The 20,958-nt window shown below is 39.9% G+C and carries 23 protein-coding genes and 1 pseudogene; 4 read left to right on the plus strand and 20 right to left on the minus strand.

Annotated features, from left to right (window positions below; translation table 11 throughout):
* The first annotated feature begins 64 nt into the window (after positions 1 to 64).
* Positions 65 to 1,480 (plus strand): MDR family MFS transporter, encoded by a 1,416-nt coding sequence (locus NYE72_RS19620; RefSeq protein ID WP_143767711.1) that lies wholly within the window; start codon positions 65 to 67, stop codon positions 1,478 to 1,480.
* A 190-nt stretch (positions 1,481 to 1,670) separates the two neighbouring features.
* On the opposite strand, the gene NYE72_RS19625 is transcribed toward NYE72_RS19620, so the two are convergent.
* The 8 genes from NYE72_RS19625 to NYE72_RS19660 form a co-directional block, all read right to left on the minus strand.
* Positions 1,671 to 1,943, minus strand: a complete 273-nt coding sequence (locus NYE72_RS19625) for an N-acetyltransferase (RefSeq protein WP_305953604.1) — start codon at positions 1,941 to 1,943, stop codon at positions 1,671 to 1,673.
* Positions 1,944 to 1,983: 40 nt separating this feature from the next.
* On the minus strand, positions 1,984 to 2,253 hold the full coding sequence (locus tag NYE72_RS19630; protein ID WP_036688898.1) for a hypothetical protein: 270 nt from the start codon (positions 2,251 to 2,253) through the stop codon (positions 1,984 to 1,986).
* Between the two features lie 93 nt (positions 2,254 to 2,346).
* On the minus strand, positions 2,347 to 3,000 hold the full coding sequence (locus tag NYE72_RS19635) for a DUF421 domain-containing protein (protein ID WP_038572205.1): 654 nt from the start codon (positions 2,998 to 3,000) through the stop codon (positions 2,347 to 2,349).
* 122 nt (positions 3,001 to 3,122) lie between these two features.
* A complete protein-coding gene (locus tag NYE72_RS19640; RefSeq protein ID WP_038572208.1) occupies positions 3,123 to 4,361 on the minus strand; it encodes an ATP-binding protein in 1,239 nt (412 codons plus the stop codon).
* Positions 4,362 to 4,822: 461 nt separating this feature from the next.
* On the minus strand, positions 4,823 to 5,422 hold the full coding sequence (locus NYE72_RS19645; RefSeq protein ID WP_036688907.1) for a chorismate mutase: 600 nt from the start codon (positions 5,420 to 5,422) through the stop codon (positions 4,823 to 4,825).
* A complete protein-coding gene (gene fabZ / locus NYE72_RS19650) occupies positions 5,419 to 5,859 on the minus strand; it encodes a 3-hydroxyacyl-ACP dehydratase FabZ (RefSeq protein ID WP_076143732.1) in 441 nt (146 codons plus the stop codon). Before fabZ ends, NYE72_RS19645 begins: the two co-directional genes overlap by 4 nt.
* A gap of 206 nt (positions 5,860 to 6,065) precedes the next feature.
* A complete protein-coding gene (locus NYE72_RS19655; protein WP_076143730.1) occupies positions 6,066 to 6,539 on the minus strand; it encodes a GNAT family N-acetyltransferase in 474 nt (157 codons plus the stop codon).
* 154 nt (positions 6,540 to 6,693) lie between these two features.
* Positions 6,694 to 7,005 (minus strand): antibiotic biosynthesis monooxygenase, encoded by a 312-nt coding sequence (locus NYE72_RS19660; protein ID WP_076104988.1) that lies wholly within the window; start codon positions 7,003 to 7,005, stop codon positions 6,694 to 6,696.
* A 166-nt stretch (positions 7,006 to 7,171) separates the two neighbouring features.
* On the opposite strand from NYE72_RS19660, the pseudogene NYE72_RS19665 reads away from it, so the two are divergent.
* Positions 7,172 to 7,559: pseudogene (locus NYE72_RS19665) on the plus strand (LysR family transcriptional regulator substrate-binding protein); the annotation flags it as partial.
* 210 nt (positions 7,560 to 7,769) lie between these two features.
* Here NYE72_RS19665 and NYE72_RS19670 read toward each other — a convergent pair.
* From NYE72_RS19670 to NYE72_RS19680, 3 genes are all read right to left on the minus strand, one after another.
* A complete protein-coding gene (locus NYE72_RS19670; protein ID WP_094901099.1) occupies positions 7,770 to 8,201 on the minus strand; it encodes a transporter in 432 nt (143 codons plus the stop codon).
* A 262-nt stretch (positions 8,202 to 8,463) separates the two neighbouring features.
* Positions 8,464 to 8,952, minus strand: a complete 489-nt coding sequence (locus NYE72_RS19675) for an LURP-one-related family protein (RefSeq protein WP_076104991.1) — start codon at positions 8,950 to 8,952, stop codon at positions 8,464 to 8,466.
* 46 nt (positions 8,953 to 8,998) lie between these two features.
* Positions 8,999 to 9,514 (minus strand): GNAT family N-acetyltransferase, encoded by a 516-nt coding sequence (locus NYE72_RS19680; protein WP_076271999.1) that lies wholly within the window; start codon positions 9,512 to 9,514, stop codon positions 8,999 to 9,001.
* Between the two features lie 545 nt (positions 9,515 to 10,059).
* Here NYE72_RS19680 and NYE72_RS19685 point away from each other — a divergent pair.
* The gene (locus NYE72_RS19685) at positions 10,060 to 10,416 is read left to right on the plus strand and encodes a hypothetical protein (protein ID WP_339210286.1); all 357 of its coding nucleotides are present in this window, start codon (positions 10,060 to 10,062) and stop codon (positions 10,414 to 10,416) included.
* Between the two features lie 270 nt (positions 10,417 to 10,686).
* On the opposite strand, the gene NYE72_RS19690 is transcribed toward NYE72_RS19685, so the two are convergent.
* From NYE72_RS19690 to NYE72_RS19700, 3 genes are all read right to left on the minus strand, one after another.
* Complete coding sequence (locus NYE72_RS19690; protein ID WP_076105271.1) at positions 10,687 to 11,148, minus strand: hypothetical protein; 462 nt, start codon at positions 11,146 to 11,148, stop codon at positions 10,687 to 10,689.
* 68 nt (positions 11,149 to 11,216) lie between these two features.
* The gene (locus NYE72_RS19695) at positions 11,217 to 12,509 is read right to left on the minus strand and encodes a DUF4179 domain-containing protein (RefSeq protein WP_076297670.1); all 1,293 of its coding nucleotides are present in this window, start codon (positions 12,507 to 12,509) and stop codon (positions 11,217 to 11,219) included.
* Positions 12,499 to 13,047 carry a sigma-70 family RNA polymerase sigma factor gene (locus NYE72_RS19700; RefSeq protein WP_339210288.1) on the minus strand — a complete coding sequence of 183 codons (549 nt, stop codon included), beginning with the start codon at positions 13,045 to 13,047 and terminating at the stop codon, positions 12,499 to 12,501. Before NYE72_RS19700 ends, NYE72_RS19695 begins: the two co-directional genes overlap by 11 nt.
* A gap of 206 nt (positions 13,048 to 13,253) precedes the next feature.
* Between NYE72_RS19700 and NYE72_RS19705 the strand changes: the two genes are divergently transcribed.
* Positions 13,254 to 15,119, plus strand: a complete 1,866-nt coding sequence (locus NYE72_RS19705) for an LTA synthase family protein (protein WP_076141066.1) — start codon at positions 13,254 to 13,256, stop codon at positions 15,117 to 15,119.
* A 69-nt stretch (positions 15,120 to 15,188) separates the two neighbouring features.
* Here NYE72_RS19705 and rbsB read toward each other — a convergent pair whose 3' ends face one another.
* The 6 genes from rbsB to NYE72_RS19735 are packed head-to-tail and all read right to left on the minus strand — an operon-like array spanning position 15,189 to position 20,884.
* On the minus strand, positions 15,189 to 16,112 hold the full coding sequence (rbsB, locus tag NYE72_RS19710; RefSeq protein ID WP_036688935.1) for a ribose ABC transporter substrate-binding protein RbsB: 924 nt from the start codon (positions 16,110 to 16,112) through the stop codon (positions 15,189 to 15,191).
* A 13-nt stretch (positions 16,113 to 16,125) separates the two neighbouring features.
* Positions 16,126 to 17,094: a ribose ABC transporter permease gene (gene rbsC, locus NYE72_RS19715; protein WP_036688938.1), complete on the minus strand. Its 969-nt coding sequence runs from the start codon at positions 17,092 to 17,094 to the stop codon at positions 16,126 to 16,128.
* A 2-nt stretch (positions 17,095 to 17,096) separates the two neighbouring features.
* Positions 17,097 to 18,578: a sugar ABC transporter ATP-binding protein gene (locus tag NYE72_RS19720; protein ID WP_076141067.1), complete on the minus strand. Its 1,482-nt coding sequence runs from the start codon at positions 18,576 to 18,578 to the stop codon at positions 17,097 to 17,099.
* Positions 18,579 to 18,599: 21 nt separating this feature from the next.
* Positions 18,600 to 18,995, minus strand: coding sequence for a D-ribose pyranase (rbsD, locus tag NYE72_RS19725; protein WP_036688943.1), 396 nt, complete (start codon positions 18,993 to 18,995; stop codon positions 18,600 to 18,602).
* 2 nt (positions 18,996 to 18,997) lie between these two features.
* Positions 18,998 to 19,876, minus strand: coding sequence for a ribokinase (gene rbsK / locus NYE72_RS19730; RefSeq protein ID WP_036689135.1), 879 nt, complete (start codon positions 19,874 to 19,876; stop codon positions 18,998 to 19,000).
* Between the two features lie 27 nt (positions 19,877 to 19,903).
* A complete protein-coding gene (locus NYE72_RS19735; RefSeq protein ID WP_036688945.1) occupies positions 19,904 to 20,884 on the minus strand; it encodes a LacI family DNA-binding transcriptional regulator in 981 nt (326 codons plus the stop codon).
* Positions 20,885 to 20,958: the final 74 nt, after the last annotated feature.

Raw genomic sequence — 20,958 nt, forward strand, 5'->3', positions numbered from 1 at the left:
ATAGTTGATATATCATCTATCCAGCATAAATAATCCGAATCACAATTCTGAAAAGAGGTTCATCATAATCATGGAATCAACATCAACTGTTCAAGTTAAACGTCCCGCCCTTATGGCCTTCTCGCTTATGCTAGGTGCATTCGTCGGGCTATTTAGTGAAACCGCCTTAAACATGGCTTTTACAAATTTAATGGATGAATTTTCAATCAACGCCTCAACGGTTCAATGGCTAACCACAGGATATTTACTTGTATTAGGAATCCTCGTTCCAATATCCGCCCTATTAATGCAATGGTTTACCACTAGACAATTATTCACAGCTTCCTTGCTATTATCTATCGTCGGTACATTAATTGCTGCCCTCTCCCCTAATTTCAGCTCATTATTAATTGCACGTTTAGTGCAAGCCTTAGGGACAGGCTTATTGCTTCCATTAATGACCAATATTATTCTTATTATTTTCCCTGCACATAAACGCGGAACTGTCATGGGAATGATGGGGCTCGTTATTATGTGTGCACCGGCCCTTGGACCTACTCTATCTGGTTTAATTGTAGATCATTTTGGCTGGGAGTATATCTTTTGGATAAGCTTACCTTTATTGTTATTTACATTAGGTTTCGGATTAACATTCATCAAAAATGTAGCCAACATCACAAAACCTAAAATAGATATTTTATCCATCTTGCTTTCTACGCTTGGATTTGGTGGAATCGTCTTTGGTTTTAGTAACTTTGCTGATCATTCTTTGAGTGAAATCATTGTTTTGTTGCCTCTTATTATTGGTTTCATCAGCTTAATCTTGTTTGTATTACGGCAATTTAAATTGGAAACCCCAATGTTGAATTTACGGGTATTTAAATATCCCATGTTTACGATAGGTCTTATAATGCTCTTTTTAGGAATGATGATCATTTTATCTTCTGCAATTTTATTACCTTTATATTTAAAAGGAGGTTTATTGTTATCGGCCACAATGGCTGGTACTCTACTTCTTCCAGGCAGTGTTATTAACGGGGCTATGGCTCCAGTTACGGGTAGAGTATTCGATAAATACGGTCCGAAATTATTGCTGCCGCTTGGATTTTCCATCACAACCATTGCTGGTTTTCTATTTACAAGAAACTCAACTGAAACCAGTAGCCTAACCTTTATTTTAATACACTGCGCAATGTTTATCGGATTAGCAATGGTCATTATGCCCGCTCAAACCAATGGGTTAAATCAATTACCTGTGAAATACTATCCGGATGGGGCTGCTGTTATGAGTACACTTCAGCAAATTGCAGGTGCTCTTGGTACAACGTTCGCTGTTACGCTAATGTCTAGTGGACAAACACGATTCGCAAACACACATCCAACCGCTGCACAGCCTGAAATATTAACCGCTGGAATTACACATGCTTACTTATTTATCGCAGCAATTGCAGGTATAGGATTGATTATATCGTTATTTGTGAAGCGTATTCGAGTGTATTGATTTGTATGTTAAAAAGACAGTGGACATGAACTGCCCGCTGTCTTTTTTTTCAAGTATAATCCTAAGGCTTTAACTCATATGTTTTTCATAAAAAACTAATATTAAGTTGTCATTTATTTTTTTGGTTTCCCCCGTGCTTCTATACCCTAACTTTTCATATAAATAGCAATTCCTTTGCTCTTGTATAATACTATCCAGCTCCCATTTCTTTGATACTGACCCGATAAGTTTTATTTTCCTTTTTAACGATGCGGACACCACCCACAACAATATCAAAACTCTTAATCATGTAATAATCTGCAAAAGACTGATTAATTCGATCCCTTATTTGTTCCACAGATTCATTGGCTGGGCTGGTTTCATAATCTTTATATTTCTCCAGCAATGGCATAAAGGCTTTGACTTGCATTTCATGAATAAACGCTGCGTCACTCGCGTCTGCTTTACATATAGAAATCTCCATAAAGTTATACCCCTCCGAAAGTTAGTAAATATATAAGCTGTCAGATATTCTTTTTATCCTCCGATTTAGAGGAATCTCTAAAAGAGCCCAAGATACCCGTAAACAGCCCAATTAATCCAATAAAAACGCCTATCCCGCGGCCACCCTCATAGGCTAATATCACAACTACTCCAAACAATGTAATGTGAAGACCAAAAAGCTGAGTTTGTAGGACACTAGGCCGGATAAAATCTAATAATGCTCCTGCGTGAAACATTACAACAACTAGCACAATTAGAGCGGTTAAGATCCATAATCCTAAACTAATCATCCTTACCTCCATTAAGATTTATTATTCACTAGGCACTCCTGATTTGAAAAAAGACACTTGAGCCTCCCGGCTCCAGCGTCTCATCATGTGGATTTATGGTTTGTTTTTGGGAAGGATATAGAGCGTTCCGTCTTCTTTATATTCAGCATAGGCAATATCCTCAATGCAATTATAGCCCTGCTCTCTGACGCGTTCCTTAATCTGCTCCTTGTTCATCGCTCTGCCACGCATAGACTCTTCCAGTACCCTGCCTTTATCAATAACTGTAACGGAAAAAGCAGAAGATTGCTCATCTTCAGACTTGCGCATTACCGATAGAGAACCGTTCGTTTCGAGCAGAGCATACCGTACTTCACTTAGGGAAAAGATATTTTGTTGCCTCAGCATGAACAGCAGTTGGGTATACTCAATATCATATTTCTCCAACAAATCCTGATTCACTATGCCATCGTCAATTAGCAGCACTGTCCGGCCTTCCGCCATGTTCCCGAATTTCACAAAATGGGTAGTCACCTTTTCGAACAGATAAGATAATGCGGTCCAAATAAAAAGAGCAAACAGCAGATGCCAGATCTTCACCTCATCATCATATATCGTATTGCCGACAATTTCACTTAAAATCAATGAAGACAGAAAATCAAGTGGTGTCAATTGACTAAGCGTCTTGCGGCCGGTAATAAAGGTAATGATCCACAAACCAAAAAAGCTGATGACCAATTTGACGCCTATAGTTACAAATATCTCCATTGCTGCACCTCCAGATGGGACTCGCGCAGGCACGTTGCCCTTTTTACACGAAATCCATTCATGAAAGGTATTACACACTCCTAGTGGGGTATAAACAGCAAAAGATACTCTCTGCAACTTGCCTATGTTGGGATGGTTATAAGGAATGTTGTCCCTTTGCCTTTTTCACTATCGACTTCAATATTTCCTTTCACTTTATCGACGGTACTGTAGACCATAAGCATACCCAGCCCCGTCCCTTCTGCTTTAGTAGAATAATACGGTTTACCGAGTCGCGATATTTCATCTTTAGTCATGCCGACTCCGTTATCTTTGATACTGATCATAATATTTTGCTTTTTTTCAAATATATCGATAAATAGCGTTCCGCCATCGGTTTCCTTCATCGCTTCTATACCGTTTTTATATAAATTAATTAGACACTGCTGAATCTGGTTCCGGTCATAATTTTTATTTAAGGAATTATTAAAATTGAATTGAACATCTACTTTGTGCATGGTGGCATAAGGCATTATGATATTTTTAGTATATTCTGATTCTGCCTTCATATTGGAGTAAACCATGTTTTCAGATTGTGGCTTGGCAAAGGAGAGATAATCACTTACAATTTTTTCTGCTCGCTGTAGCTCTTGTAAAGACAACTCTACAAATCCCTTTTCCTCTGGCGTCATTGTTTTAGATTTATTTAATAGCTGCAAAAAACCACTAGTCACTGTAAGTGGATTTCTGATTTCATGGGATACACTTGCCGCTAGCTCGCTGACGACATTTAATCTTTCCGATTGGACAATCCGTTCCCGATTTTTAATATTAGATATAATTTTTTCAATCAAAATCATAATGACACTCATCACCCCAACATGAGTCGTCAAAGCATTTAATGAAAGAATCCAAAATTGCCTGTCTAAAGAATCCTGAACCAAACCTAAAATAAACAGATAAACCCCCATAATTAGCAAAGCAATCAGATTTGCCGCAATCACACGACCTTTCGATGGTAATTTTAAAAATCTGTTTTTATATAACGGCACCAAAATCAGAATCGCCGTCGCAAATAGAAACGAATAAAATACGCCATCTCCACCCACATAGAATCTGTACGCATTCAAAATAATATATAGAGGAAAAACATTCCTATATCCTCCAAAGAGTGCCACAATAATAAACGGAATGTACCTTAAATCAAAAATATAGCCAATTTCTAGTCTGATAGGTTTAGCGATACAGAGACTCATGGTCACTGCTGACATAAAAACGAGAATCAATCTATTGTAGGAATAGGCCCGATTCTCAAAAAATATCAGAAATGTTAATACTGGAAAAAGCAAAAACAAAAAATTCAAAAGTAGGGTTTCAAACAAGAGATGACTTCCTTTCAGCCTTTTGCTGCGTAAATGAATATATTCAAGGTTATATTAAGGGTTTTAGATAATTACCTAAGCTAACATTATAAGTCACAGTATTGACTATACACTAAGTATTTCTCAACCATTTTTCAAATAATCCCAAAAAATCATACTATAGAACCACAATTAGCAAAAAAATACAGACATCTGAAGTCTGTATGGGGTCATCAATTTTCGTATTCCTGAATATCCACATTATAAACTGTACCTTCGTAGTTTTTATGGCTGGAAATGAATCATTGAATTTGTTTTACACAGAAAACAGCCATCCCCTCAGGATGGCCGGTTTTTATTTCACTAAAAATCCGTTAACTGTGATATGGAGCGGCGCCTAATTTAACTTCGCTCGGATCTCCACTTTTGATCATAGCAATGGAGACAGCTATAAGCAATATTTTCCGATGAATAAATAAGTACTACAGCCTAAAAACAATTTGATCTCCTGTCTCATTGTTCTTGAAGGGTTTACCATATTTCCTGAACTCTAATGTAACGCCTGAAGGATCGTCAGAAAGCGGTGGAGAAATCACGTAATTATAAGAAGCTTGTCCGGTTGAACTTCCGCCATTCGTCATTCGACTATCATATTCTTCTCCTATAAACAGCTCGAAAAAGCTATGGCTATGAGAATTTGCTGGAAGCTCAGTTGTCATGTCCCAATCTATATTAAGGGTGACCACACTAGCATTACTGTATTGACGTATAGAGGTCAGTGTATAAAATAATTCATCTTTCTCAATTGATTTAAGAACTGCAATATGTTTTCTAAAATCAATTGGCTCAACCATCGGTTTAAAATGCTCTTCACTTAGCAATGTCCCAAATACCGCTTTCAAAAAATCCTCATAGAGCTCATAATTTTCTGCCCATTTAGAGATAGATTCAAACGGTGGGAATCCTGGATTATTATTCGAGATTTCCTTTCGTTGCTTGATCAATGCACATATTTGCTCGTCGATATCCTTAATTTGCAGATCGTAATGTTCAGTTGGTCGTACAAACGGCATCCTTTTCATTTTGAACCTCCTTTTTGCACAAATGCAAAAGAAATCTCAGCTTCACATACCAGCTCACTATTTACTGTTGCGATGCCTTTGCCTTTTACAATCTCACCTTTCATCCGATTGACTTCGAATTCGAGAAGAAGCTGATCCCCAGGCGTTACTTGGCGCTTAAAACGGGCATTATCAATGCCAACTAATAACCCTATCTTGCCCATCAGCTTTTCGTTTTTGCACATTGTGATTCCTCCTACCTGGGCTAATGCCTCCACAATTAAAACACCTGGCATAACAGGATGCTCAGGAAAATGGCCGCTAAAAAACGGTTCATTAATGGATACATTTTTTATACCTACTGCTCTCTTGTTATCCTCCAACTCTATAATTCTGTCCACTAAAATAAACGGATACCGATGAGGAATAAGTTCTACAATCTGCTGTATATTAAGCATAATTCCCGTCTTAGCCTCCTAAAATACTTTTTGGGTAATTTTAACACCAGAAGAGATTTTGTACTACTCAAAAATACCAAAGCAACTGGCTTATAACATCACTTCTGGAGAACCTAAAAAACAACGGCAGCCCTGAACTAGTAAATAAAGTCCACGACTGCCGCTTTTTATTGATCTACTGTATCCTGTTAGTTTAAGATTCAAACTCAATTAACAAACACCTGTGTCTTTCTCCCTGCTTCAATTCGTTCAGTGAATTTTCCGCCAGTGTATTCCTCTATTACCTTTTTCCAAAAGCGTTGTGCGGGCTCATTATTATCTATTTGATAAACTTCCCATAGCCCCTTATGTAAATTAAAAATATCTTTTGCAACTAGTCTACCTAATCCTACTCTCCGATACTTTTTTATAATAAAAAACTCTGCAATGGAAAAGTATAAATCATCATCTCTATTTTTTAATTTGACTAAAACGAATCCAGCATTTTTCTCATTCAGAGTTAACAGATATGGGAAATTCGACTCTTCTGTCCAGTAATCGTTGAGAGGATAATCATTAAATTTTCCGTTTTCTTCAAGGTGCAAATCCATATACTCGGAGAAATCATACATATAAAATTGCATTAGGTTGTTGAGGATTTCTTTTTCTTCAAGGGTCGCCCTTTTAATTTGATAGTTCATTTAATAATCATCCCATATCTATATTTTATCTAATTAGTAACGGAATCTTCTATTTTCTCGGATAAGTTTCTTCGCATCCTTTTGAAATAAAATGATTGTTGTTGTACGCTTCAATGGATTGATTCCCAATTACTTTGCAGTGATATGTTACCACTCAAGAATACTCTCTTTCAACTTTACAAATTTTCACTTTGTAATTTTGGTACCATTCTTTCTTACCTTTCTCCTGAGCAACTTTGTGAGATTGATGCTGTTTCCAGTTACTAATCGCCTCTAAGCTCTCCCAATAAGAAATCGTAATACCCGCTCCTGAAGAATTCCGGACACTTTCCACTCCTAAAAACCCTGGTTGCCCGGACGCAAGCTGCTCCATTTTTTCAGCCATAATGTTATATCCGTTATCCCCCTCCGTACGTTGACTTGAAAATATGACTGCATAATAAGATCCGTTTGATTCATGAACCATTCCGCTCAAACTCCCCTTTAATCGTAGATGTTTTTATATAAAACAGATTATACTATTATAATTAAGATAAAAATAATGAATATTAATTATTAGTTTAATGAATTTTTTTCATATATTATTGAGGAGAGAAATCATTATGAATCTTTTAAAATATCAGATTTTCAGTAAGGTAGTTGAGATTGGCACTGTGAAAATAGGTACTTTCTCTAGTGTATCGATCCAATGGATGCCCCAAATCATTAAACAATTTCAAAATCAGTTTCCACATATTGAAATAAAACTACTTGATGGTAACTACTCTGAAATAGAAGAATGGATTGCCGATGGAACCGCTGACTTGGGATTTGTAAATCTGCCTAGTAAGTATACTCCCCGAAATGATTCTGTCACATCTCCCCGACAATGTATGTTATCGCCCATTAGAAGGAGAGCATTATCGTTCTATTGGCATTGCAGCCGCATCCATTAAAAATGCCTCTCCAGCGGCAAAAAAACTAATTGAATTCATAACAGAATGGATCACCCAACGTGCCCAACCCTCCGCATTACCGTGATTAATGATACGGCTCAACGCGCTGTCTGTAACGGCAAGCTTTAAGGTTATCCTTCGCAGAGTGGTCCTTTTTTGAATCTAGTATTAACGTCAGCGTCAGGGAAAAATGAACCTTGTCTATGTATCTTTTGCGTAATTCACTACTCCCGGAACACGAAAATTCGCATAACATAGAGAACAGCCTGCTGGCTGTTCTCTATCGCTGTCTGCTTTAGAAGCACGTGAACGAAGCGATCCGATTCAAATCAATACCAAAGTACGACCAGAAAAAACCGTTCCATCTGAACCCTGCAATAGAATTACGCCCGACGAATACTGGAAAGAACCAAAATTGCTCGCCGTTGTTCAGCCAAATGTATGTGTTGCGGAACAGGCAGCGTCTGATCCCGCCGGGATCAATGGCAAATGTGGTAGTCGACATTTGCGGCACGAATTGCGGTGGAGGAGCCGTCGGCGCTTGAACGCCTCCTGGTGCACCCCCCGGAAATTGTCCGGGGGTTCCCGGAAACCCTGGTCCCCCGGGTCCTCCAGGTCCTCCAGGTCCTCCGGGTCCTCCCGGCATGCCAGGTCCGCCAGGTCCGCCAGGTCCGCCCGGGAATCCTGGAAATCCTCCGCCGGCTCCCGGTGTTGGAAAAAATCCCATATGTGATCGCTCCTTTCAATGAGTAGGCATAATCATCATATGCATTCGTGGAGAGGGCGCTTGGGCGCAATGGGCGTTTTTTCAAAAAATGAAAATCAACAATAAGATCTAACATAGGCTATATCAAAAAACTAAACTTGCTCCTACTTATAGTACGGTTCAACGCATCATAAATAAACTAAGCCAATTACACTCATCAGCACCTGCTGAATTAATTCCGTCCACGTCACCTTGTTAAGTTTTCAACTTTAACGTTAAATCGTCACTGATGAGATGCAGATGCTTGGTCAGCCTTCACACAATCAATAGCGACAACGAACGCAATCATGAGCGTCTCCATCTCATCATTCAATATTTGAACCTTATAGCTATCACCCCAAGTGAACCACTCCTTGTTCACTTTACCGATGACTACACCATGCTGTAAAACCTGAAAATCCATGTCCCACCAGTTACCATGTACCTCAATGTCAGCCGCATCAATCGTATAACGTGCTTTAAAGAAAGAAAACTCCTTCTTAATCGTTAACACCTCTCGACCATCTACTTCAACAAAAAACTTTGGTAAAAAACTGAACACCTTTTTCGTAATTAGTGCGACTTCATCTCTTGTTGTATTCATAATAGAGAAAGTCTTGGGAATTTGCATAAAACTGCCCTCTACGTAATAGACATCTTGCTCCTGCTGATTCTTTACCGTGAATTTACCACTTAGACTGAATACCTTTTGTTTTATATAAAGTTGCTTCATTCTAAGCCTCCTATCGCTCCTTAGTTAACATCATTTTAGAGAAATGTTATAGTTGTTTTGTCATAATAAAGTCTATTTGTTCCTCATCACCCATATAAAAAGAATGAGTTCCTGTATGAACAAACTTCATTTTTTCATAAAAGCTAATGGCGTTCTTATTTTTTTCCCAAACCCCCAGCCAAATCTTCTCTTTATTACATTGTATCGCTATTTCTATAGCTTTATTTATTAGATATTGCCCAAGCCCCTGTTTATGAAATTTTTTCCTAATATAAATCCTCTCGATTTCAAGCGAATCATTGCCCATTACTTCAGATTGAGCATCATCGGTGTTAACCTTTAAATACCCAGCTATTTCTTCATTAAAATAAATAAAATAGAATTCTGATGAGCTATCCGACAATTCTTTTTCTAATTGCTTTAAGTTAAATGCTCTATCCAAGTAGGCTTTCATATTTTCAGGTGAATTCTGATTACTAAATGTCTCATTAAATGTTTCAACACTAATTCCTTGAAGTGAACCTAAATCTTCGAACGTGCACTTTTTTATATTTATAGCCATTGTGTTTTCTCCTTTTAAAATATCAATTTACAAATAAACTCTTATTTTGAGCTCCATTTATATGGTGTTATGCAGATGTGACAGGAAAATAGTATACCATAATTGTTGTATTTGCAACAAAAACTAAGTGTTTTCCATTCATTCCACCTATTAGCGTATTGGCGTAATCAGTCTCTATGCGGCAGTCAGGACTCCAAAAGTGGAAGCGAACGAGGTTTTTGGGGTTCGATGATGGATGGCGGTTACTTTCGGACCCAGATGACGTTATTTGCGAATATTTCGGCTTTGGAGCAAGGGTTCGGACTCCAGTGCAGTTATTCCCCTGAAAAGGCTGCTTTCGGGGTGTTTTTCAGGCCAATAGCGACTATGCGGTCCGTTAGAATTCCAAAAATGGGATATGACGCGTCTAAGGGTCATCTGAGTCCGATAGATGCTTCCGGACGCGCAAATGTGATCGAAGAAAGTGTGACTTGGGAGTGTGATAGCGGAAGAGAACAAAATTTGAGGATTCGGTGATGAAGAATGTGAGCGAGGTTTGGGGTTGAATGATGGAGAATGTGAGCGAGGTTTGGGAAATCGGTGATAGCGGTAACAAACGAAGTATGAGAAATCGCGGATGGAGGAAGCGAACGACGTTTGGGGATTCGATGATGGAAGACGGTTACTTTCGGACCCAGATGACGTTATTAGCGAATATTTCGCCTTTGGAGCAAGGTTTCGGACTCCAGCGCAGTTATTCCGTCGAAAAGGCATCATTTGGGGTGTTTTTCAGGCCAATAGCGACTATGCGGTCCGTTAGGATTCCAAAAGTGGGATATGACGCGTCTAAGGGTCATCTGAGTCCGTTAGCCACTTCCGGGTGCGCAAATGTGATCGAAGAAAGAGTAGTTTTTGGGGGATAGCGGAGGTGACAAAATTAGAGTGTTCGATGATGGAGAATGTGCGCGAGGTTTGGGAAATCGGTGATAGCAGCAAACGACGTTTCTGGATTTGCGGATGGAGGAAGCGAACGCCGTTTCTGGATTCGCAGATAGAGGAAACGAGCGACGTTTTGGGGTTCGATGATGGAGCAAAAAAAATGACGTGCCCCAGTAGCCATTTTCGGCTTTTGGGACACCCATCCTCTCCGCAGTGCGCATATAGCGCGGTATGGTGGACTGGTCAGAGCCCGGTTAAAGCCATCTCATAAATCTTTTTTTAGATAGTTTAATCTGATTATGTTCGGCCCATGCGGTTAGTTCTTTCATTCCCTTGTATTCTTCGTCAAGAAAACTAAAACATAATCTATAGGGAGGAAATTTGTGATCTACAGGTTTAATGCCTATTACGGGTATGAAATAGCCCTTTACATAAATATTCTCAATTTGTTTCGCTTGAATTTCTTTGTTATCTACTAGTATAGAGTCTGGAAGAATCCGAACCTCAATGAACTTTCTAATCGTAATGATCCTATAGAGCAATATGATTACAACAATCAGACAGAAGGTCAACCATATATAACCAAAATAAAGTAATACTTTATACTCCATATTATTTCTGGCATTTAACAGTAGTATGCTACTTGAAAAAATCATAGAAAACAGAAGCGACATTAACGACGGACGACTCACCTTATAAGCTCCTATATTTTCCATAACCCCCTCACTTTCTCAGACTATTATAGCTTACTATATTTCATAAATTATGGATATGGCACCTCTTTTTAATCCACTGGAATCTCAATCACCTTGTTATATTCCTTCATATAATGTATTCCTTCTATCAGAATATTTTCAGGTTTCGTTTGTGTATCAAATAATAAGGTGCGTTCCTTCATGAGTTTACCGTTGTTTTTTTCTGACTCTTTTTGATTAATTGTTGTTTTTAAAGCCGTGTTTTCGCCAGCATTTTCTATAGACACACCATCCAGCATTACATCCTCATCTGTAGCAATAGTTACTTCAATCCCTTGAGCGGTATTGGACACATCCTTAATCCATAATTCTTTATCCCCCAGTAGAATCGGCTCATTACTATCAGCATTTAGAGGATACTTCTCTTCCAGCTTCTGATATCCAACAAACTCTTTAACAACCAGCTGCAATGAATGTAGTTCTTTTGGCAAGGTGTCATAACGAATATCAAATGATCTCCCACCCAGCGAGGTTTTATTGCTACTGCCTAATATTTCTACAGGCTTTCCATTGGCAATTAATTGAATGCCTTCTAACCCTAATCTTATTCGATCGAAATTCTCGACATTCATACTCCCTTTAATCACAGTCATGGTTGGTGTGGCCGTGATCGATTTGAAGGTAATTGATCCTTTGTCGGCTTTGACCTTTTTATTAATCGACTGTTTGATCTGAGTCACCATCGCTTGATTTGGATTATAAGAAAACGTTATGCTCCCTTCACTCATCTGCCCTTTCTGTAGAGGTCCCCAGTAATGAAGTGTTAGTTTTTTCGAAAATGGGCTTACGCTATCAAATGTCATCGTGCCTTTTATTTCTGTATGTTCGTCATTGATTAAAGATACGCCACTTCTTATGTTGGAATTCGTGAGAAACCCTTCTATTTTAGAAGGACTAAAATGATCTCCCGTCTCCTCTAGTCCCTTAGGATTGTTTAACGTGTAATACACAATAAATTGATTGGCATCTGCCATAATTCCGTTAATCTTAAGTTCTGTTCCATCTGCTAACGTCGTCTTTTTGTCTATGCTTTGTCCCATTCCTTGTTCATTGAGTTGTTGTAAAGTTCCCTCTAGCACCTCATCAAAACCAAATAACTTTTTTCCATAATAAGCGAAGGCATTATAGCTGTTTCCAGTAACCACTATCACTAATAAGATGACGGCTGCAATCTTCCAGAGGGGGGAGCTTTTTCTTTTTATTCTTTTTGGGGGTGCCGAGTCTAAAGCATTTCTTAATCTCATTTCTAAACCCTCAGGTGCAGTTATGGACTCTAAATTCCTCTTCTCATCCACCAATCGTTGTTCGACGTTATCGTTCATCAACATCACCTCTGTAATGATTTTTTAGCGTTTGTAATCCATTGTAGATTCTTGATTTAACAGTTCCGATCGAGACCTGTGTAATGTCAGCTATCGTTTGATAATCGAGATCATGAAAATACTTTAATTGAATTGCTTCTCTTTGCTGCTCGTTCACATGTAACAATAACGCCTGCATATCCATTTGCTGTTCACTTTTATGATAAGGATCGCCTGGTGCAACATGGACGCTTTCCATCTTATCATTGGAGCTCCAATCCTCTAATAACACCAGTTTACTTCGCTTATGAAGCTGCCTTTTGCAGCCATTTACCAAAATCGTCTTACTCCAGCTGTAAAAAGACTCCTCTTTCTTAAGTTGATCAATCTTCTCGTATAACGTAACTATCATTTCCTCCATGGCATCCATAGCATCATGCGCATTTCCCATATAGCTGTACGTAAGCCTATAAAAAATATCTTTTTCATACATGATTAATTGCAGCAAAACTTCTTTATTTCCCTTTTTGGCTTTTTTCACCAATCGAACAACATCCATGCCTTCACCTCTCTCCCCTATATGAGTCAGGAGCACTGTAAAAAGTTCATCTTCATAAAAAATTTTTATATATCGCGAACTATTCAATCCACCTAAACTGTAATATTCAGGAAAATTCCACTCAGACATACCCAAATCTAGTTGATTTTAAACGCTTCAATGTAATAGAATGAACTAATCTAAAAAGAAAAGGATGGGCATAAGCAATGCCGTTTAAAGAACCTCGTACCCTCAGTAAAAGATCCCTGCTATTCTTCTCTCTCATTATGCTTGTAAAAAGCTATTTTGCCTGGTATTTTCTATTTGAAGATGGCCCTACTTGGACCACTTGGCTTAAAGAAATCCCTTTTGTACTTCTAGTCTTTTGCTTGATTGAATGGTTCGCTACGAAACGAAAAATTGCAATTTACATGCTTGTCAATGTGTTGATTACTACTCTATTTTTCTCATTAATTGTATATCATAATCATTTTGGCATCATTGCTACTTCGCAAGTATTAGATCAGGTCAAACAAGTGGGAGCCGTAAAGAAAAGTATATTTTCGGTCCTTCGTCCTCAATATATGCTTATCTTTGTGGATATCATTGTCATCAGCTTGGTGATGTTTAGAAAACAGAAAGCACTGGATTGGAAAAAAGCCATGTCGCGCAAAAGTAACCGTAAAGCGGTGGCAGTCCTGTTCTGTATTTCCATCATCATTTGTGCAATGAATATTTTTCCAAACCGTGCCAGTATGAACGAAACGATTAAAGCGGAGCAAATGGGCATTCTTAATTATGAAGCCTACTCTCTGCTAGCTGATCAAGAGGAAGAACAAATTGACGTCTCTGAGATTACGCAATCCACTATTGATAAAACCAAAGGAATTCAAGCAATCTCTAACCCAGTTTTATTTGGAGCCGCCAAAGGAAAAAATCTAATCATTCTGCAAATGGAGTCTTTCCAGAACTTCTTAATCAATCTAAAGATTGATGGACAAGAAATCACACCAAATATGAACAAGCTTGCGGCCAGCAGCTTCTACTTCCCGCGTTTCTACCAGCAGGTTGGACAAGGCAACACTTCTGACGCAGAGTTTATTGTGAACACTTCTTTTTATGTACCACCTGATGGTCCAGCTACCCAAATGTACGCTCCTAAAGAGCTTCCAAGCTTACCCAAGCTGCTGCAAGCACAAGGTTACGATACGGCAACATTCCATACGAACGAAGTCGACTTTTGGAACCGTGGTGAGCTTTATAGTGCTTTGGGATTCAATCGTTATTATGATAAAACTTACTTCGGGGAAGAAGACACAGTATTTTATGGCGCTTCTGATGAAGTTTTGTATGAAAAAACCGCTGCAGAGCTGGCAAGAATGGATCAGGATGACCAGCCCTTCTACTCCCATGTAATTTCGATGTCATCTCATAACCCGTTCTCCATCCCAGAGGATAAATACAAAATGACACTTCCAGTGCGATTCGAAGGAACGCTTGTTGGCGATTATATTCGGGCTCAGAATTATGCTGATTATGCGCTAGGACTTTTTATTGATGAGCTCAAACAAAACGGAGTGTGGGATAACAGCTTGATCGTATTGTACGGGGATCATCGTGGGCTGCCTATCTTCTCTCTAAAAGAGGATGATCATCTCCTACTGGAAGAGATTCTCGGCCATGAATATTCGGAACGTGAATTGATTAATATTCCGTTGATCATGTCAGCGACAGGGATTACAACACCTAGTGTAAAAGAACAGCTGGGCGGGCAAGTGGATATTTTACCTACCGTATCTAATTTATTGGGTGTCTCACTTACAGATCATATTCATTTCGGACAAGATCTCTTGAATCAATCATCATATAACTTACTTCCACAACGGTATTATTTGCCTACAGGATCTTTCGTAAATAACGAAGAGCTCTTCTTATCCGGCAGTGGCTTCGAGGATGGCCAGCATTATACTTTATCTGGTAACGGCGATCAACCTCTGCAATCCACAGAAGACGAATTCGAGCGTGCCTTACAACTGCTCCATTTGTCAGACAGCTATGTTACACAGCTACCGGATAGAGTTATTGAAGAATAAGCTGCAATGTACAGCAAAAAAGACTGTGCTCGCCAAATCGGCGAGCGCAGTCTTTTTCTATAATGGTTATTATTTTGACTCTTTAACAACTAGTTTAAGCGGTGCCGCAATCAGCTTTTCTACGGTTTTGCCTTCTAATACATCCTTAGCGGCTTGAATGGCTAGCTGGCCAATTAATTCAGGCTGCTGAGCAACGGTTCCTGTTAATTTACCAGCTTCGATGGATTTAAGTGCATCTTCATTTCCATCAAAACCAATCACAGGGATATTCTTGCCTGAACTTTGAATGGCTTCAATGGCACCTAGCGCCATTTCATCATTATGAGCGAAAACTGCTTGTACACCAGGATTTCCTTGTAGAAGGTTCTCCATAACGGTCAGGCCTTTCGTACGGTCGAAATCAGCCGTTTGCTTAGCAATGACATCTAGCTGGCTGTCCGCAATTTCATGGAATCCCTTACCGCGTTCCCGAGTCGCTGACGCTCCTGGGGATCCTTCTAGCTCGATGACCTTTGCACCTTTCCCAAGCTGCTCTACAATATATTCTGCCGCCATAGAGCCACCCTTTACATTGTCAGAGGCAACAAGAGCTTTGATATCCCCTTGATCTGCGGAACGGTCCAAAGTAACGACGGGAATATTTAAACTGTTAGCTGTTTGCACTACCGTCGAGATCGCTGATGAATCTACAGGATTGATCAATAACGCATTCACACCTTTTTGCATCAAATCTTCGACGTCATTACTTTGTTTAGCAGAATCATTTTGGGCATCAATGACAAGGACTTCCAAGCCTTGCTTCTTAGCCTCGGCCAAAACACCATCTTTAACGGATACAAAGAAGGGGTTATTTAAAGTAGATATGGATAATCCAATCTTCATATTCTCCATGCTTCCACCACTGCTAGGCTTAGCCCACTCTGGAGGCTCCAAGGAACAACCTGTCATGAGAATTAATAGTAAGGAAGTAAGAATCAAAGTTAACTTTTTCATGTTGGAATCCCCCTTATACGGCTTTCTTACGGTCTATGAGTACGGCAATGGCAATAACGATCCCTTTGACCACCATTTGGTAAAAAGAGGATACGCCGAGCAAGTTCAAACCATTGTTCAAAATCCCGATAATCAGTGCACCAATCAATGTGCCTACGATACGTCCACGACCACCAGTTAAGCTCGTACCGCCTAATACTACAGCTGCGATAGCATCCAGCTCATAGGATGTGCCTGCTGTGGGTTGTGCTGAGTTCAATCTGGAAGTCAGGATAGCTCCTGCCAATGCGGACAACATACCGGTCAATGAATAGATCATAATTTTAATGCGGTCTACTTTAATCCCTGAAATAATTGATGCTTTTTCATTACCACCAATGGCATAGGTTTTACGACCAAATGGAGTTTTGTGCAATACAACCCATAAGACTGCGAAGACGATGAGCATTGTTATAGCAGGTACAGGTATTCCCAGTAAATATCCACGACCAAACAATTGGAAGGTCATGCTGTCTCCAAGACCTGTGATTGGATTACCGTCTGTGTATACAAGAGTTAATCCCCGGAAAATCGTCATGGTCGCCAACGTAGCGATAAATGGTGCCATTTTACCTTTGGTAATCATCAGTCCGTTGACCATCCCCATCACACCACCCGCTAAACAACCTACAATAATAGCTAAGACAGGATCCCAACCTGACAACATCAGGTTAGCTGTGAAGGCACTGGATAGGGCTAGAATAGAACCCACCGATAAATCGATACCACCCGTTAGAATAACAAAGGTCATCCCAAAAGCGATAAGCGCATTTATGGCAACTTGTCTAAGCAAGTTCAGGATATTAAGGGGCTCCATAAAGCTTGGGTTCAACACCGTAACGATAACAATTAGAATAATCAGCCCTAGTAATGGACCTAGCTTCTGTGTAATTTGCCCGATTTGAAAACCTTTATTTTCTCTCTCACCTTTGATAGTTGTCATTACTATTGCCCCCCTGTAGCTAACGTCATGATTTTTTCTTGCGTAGCTTCTTGTTGTGATAGCTCTCCACTAATTTCCCCTTCATGAACCACTACGATCCGGTCGCTCATTCCTAAAACTTCAGGAAGCTCTGACGATACCATGATAATGGCGACTCCACGTTCCGTTAATTCGTTCATGAGCTGGTAGATCTCCCGTTTAGCTCCTACGTCCACTCCACGGGTAGGTTCATCGAGGATAAGCACACTTAAGCCAATCCCAATCCATTTGGCGATGACCACTTTTTGTTGATTCCCCCCGGATAAATTCCGGACCAAAGTGGAGGAAGACTGTGTCTTGATGTGCAGCCGTTTGATAAGTATGTCTACAAATTCTTGTTCTTTTTTATCAATGATTACACCCTTAGGAGCGAAGCTATATAAATTTGTAAGGACCATATTGTCTCGAATAGAGAAATCAAGCACTAACCCTTCATCTTTCCGATCCTCCGTAACGAATCCTATCCCCACCTTCATCGCATCATTGGGATTTCGAATCGTGACCTTTTCTCCCCGTACCATAATCTCACCACGGTCTAACGATTCCAATCCGAATAAGGTTCTCATCATTTCTGTTCGTCCAGATCCCATTAATCCTGAGAAGCCTAAGATCTCACCAGAATGAACGGAGAAATTAACATCTTTAAATTGCCCTTTTTTCGTGGCATTTTTGACTTCAAGAACAACCTCTCCGGGTTTGGAGGTACGCTCAGGAAACCGGTCAGTTAATTCACGCCCTACCATCTTCCGAACTACATCATCGAAGTTAGTCTCTGGAATAGGCTTCGTGTCTACTGTTTTCCCATCTCGCATGACCGTTATTCGGTCACATATCGTAAAGATCTCTTCCATCCGGTGCGAAATATACACGATGGAGACGCCTTCCTTTTTAAGGGAAGTTATGACTTCGAACAATTTTTGGATTTCCCGTTCGGTTAATGCCGCTGTCGGTTCGTCCATGACGATAACTTTTGCATGAGTCATAAGCGCTTTTGCAATCTCAATCATCTGTTTCTCACCTACCGAACATTCCCCCGCCTCTTGATTTAAGGGAATCGTTACGGAGAGCTTACGAAATTGTTCATTTGCTAACGCTTTCATCTCTTTCATATTTAAGATCCCTAGTTTGGAGGTTCGTTCCTTACCAATAAACAGATTATCTAGAACCGTCATATCCGGCCACACGTTCAGCTCCTGATGAATAAAAGCGATCCCATAACGTTCAGCCTCTTTGGGATTATTAAAGTATGTTTCCTGACCATCTATAGTAATGGTCCCTTGATCACGCTGATGCAGTCCAATCAGAATGTTCATCAGAGTAGACTTGCCTGCGCCATTTTCTCCCATTAGGGCATGAACTTCGCCATCCTTCAGTTCAAAATCCACACCCGTCAACACACGGTTAGCCCCAAAAGATTTATAAATATCTTTCATCGTAATGTGCATACGCTTTGAACCCCCTTTTTATCAAAAATAGACCCCGGCTTGTAAAATACAATTTGCATAAGGCTTAGCTTCCCCCGTACGAATGATGACCTTCGCATGCTGGGTTAACCATTTAAATTGTTCATGTGAAATCGCCTCTATAGGTATTTCCTTAAATTTGTCATTCAAGTATTCAGAGGTATCTTTATTTTTTGCAGCTAATTCCTCTGCTACGATAACTTTCTCAATGACCATATCCTCTGAAATGATTTCGACAAGCTCTTGGAAGCTGGGAACTCCCAATTTAAGTGCTAAATCAATCTTTGGAACACCAGGTGGAACGGGTAATCCAATATCAGCAATGACAATCGTATCGGTGTGGCCTAAATCAGTAAGCACTTTGGAAATATGACTGTTTAAGATTCCTTGTTTTTTCATAATTAAAGACTCACCTCCACCTCTACTCTTGTTGGCATGCCACCTTGGGCACCAAATTTTGTGACGGATAAAGAAGCCGCGCGATTGGCAAACTTTACACTAGTTCGAATAGACTTGCCTTCAGCTAGAGCAACAGCAAATGCCGCATTAAAAGTATCTCCTGCTCCAGTGGTATCTATAGCATTTACTTTATAGGTGGGAACTAAAACTTCCTGTTTACCATCGTAATAACGCACACCATTGCTGCCCTCGGTTATAAATAACTTATTGGGATATTTGCGTAAAGCTTCAGCAGTACTCATCTCAGGAAATAATATTGCACATTCATGTTCATTGGGTGTTAAATAGGTGGCATTGTTTATAATCGTTTCACTGATAGGACGAGCAGGTGCTGGGTTAAGCAACATAGGCACATTGAATTTGTGGCAAATCTCACTTACAAAAGACACCGTTTCTTCCGGAATTTCTTGTTGGATTAATACCATGTCAGAGCCTTTAATATTCTCAAGTGCCCGTTCAACCAATGCAGGAGTAACTAAATCATTGGCTCCTTTTACAACGATAATGCTGTTATCGCCTTCCGCTAAAATGATGTGGGCTGTTCCGCTTTCGGCATGTGTAACCGGTTCCACATTGGCGGTAAAAACGCGATTCTTTTTCAGATTATCCATGATAGCGGTACCATAGAAATCATCACCTACACAACCAACCATCGTAACTTCTGCTCCAAGACGGGCAGCAGCGACTGCTTGGTTCGCGCCCTTACCGCCCGGAACGGTGGAGAATTGTTCTCCAAGCACAGTCTCACCCGCGTGAGGTCGCTTATTCGAAGTCACTACTAAATCCATTGAACAGCTGCCAATTACACAAATCTTAGCCATTTTCATCAACCTTTCTCATGCTGTCATCTATTCTTTACTTCTTGTAGTTTCCCGCTCCACAAAGCTAACGGGTAGTTGAATAATCTTCTCTTCCACCTTATCTTGCTCAATTAGCTTAATAAGTAAACCCGCCGCTTCTCTACCCATATCATGTGCCGGCTGGCGAATGGTGGATAAAGCAGGTGACAACAAGCTGCTAAGCGGGATATCATCGAATCCGATGATTTGCAGATCCTGCGGCACTCTTTTACCTAAACGATGTGCTTCATGAATGACTGCCGTCGCGACAATATCATTACTGGCAATTACGCCATCTGTATCTATATATTTAGCAAATAACTCCACAGCCCATTGTTCTGCTACTGTATGGGAGAAGGATGAAGTTTGGATCACATTATAGCTGATTCCCATTTCATTAAGTACTTCAATCGCCCCAAGAAATCGATCTTGTGCAGGTTTGATATGCGCCGGTCCTTGTATGACTGTGATTTTTTTGCTTCCCCGTGCGATAATCTCTTGTGCTGCAAGACGTCCGCCCTTTTTGCCATCTGCGTATACGGAAGGGCTATCGTTAGAAGTACGGTCCAGAAATACGACCGGAATTTTCAAGTTAGAATAAACGTCGCTCTCAGGGAAGTTGGTTGACGATATCATGCCAATGACATTATTTTGGATAAAGGTTTGAATATAATCCATCTCTTTGTCCTCGTTCTCATCACTATTGCCAAAGATGATCCGATAACCTTGCTCCTGCATCCGATCCTCTATCCCCCGCGCTAACTGCGGGAAGAAGGGGTTGGTAATATCAGGCAAGAGCAGCCCGATTAATTTAGATTTCCGCTTGTACAATGATCTTGCAACCTCATTAGGGGTATAATTCATTTCTTTGATCGCTGCCTCAACCTTTTTGCGAGTATCGATATTCACATATCCAGATTCATTTATAACCCGTGAGACTGTTGCTACCGAAACTCCAGCTATTTTTGCGACATCTTTGATCGTCATCATTCTTTAATTCATCCCCCAATGTGTAACCGGTTACATGTATTACATAAATTAGATTATCACATAACCTTTTCATT

Source organism: Paenibacillus sp. FSL L8-0333 (assembly GCF_037965665.1).
Taxonomy (GTDB): domain Bacteria; phylum Bacillota; class Bacilli; order Paenibacillales; family Paenibacillaceae; genus Paenibacillus_AQ; species Paenibacillus_AQ odorifer.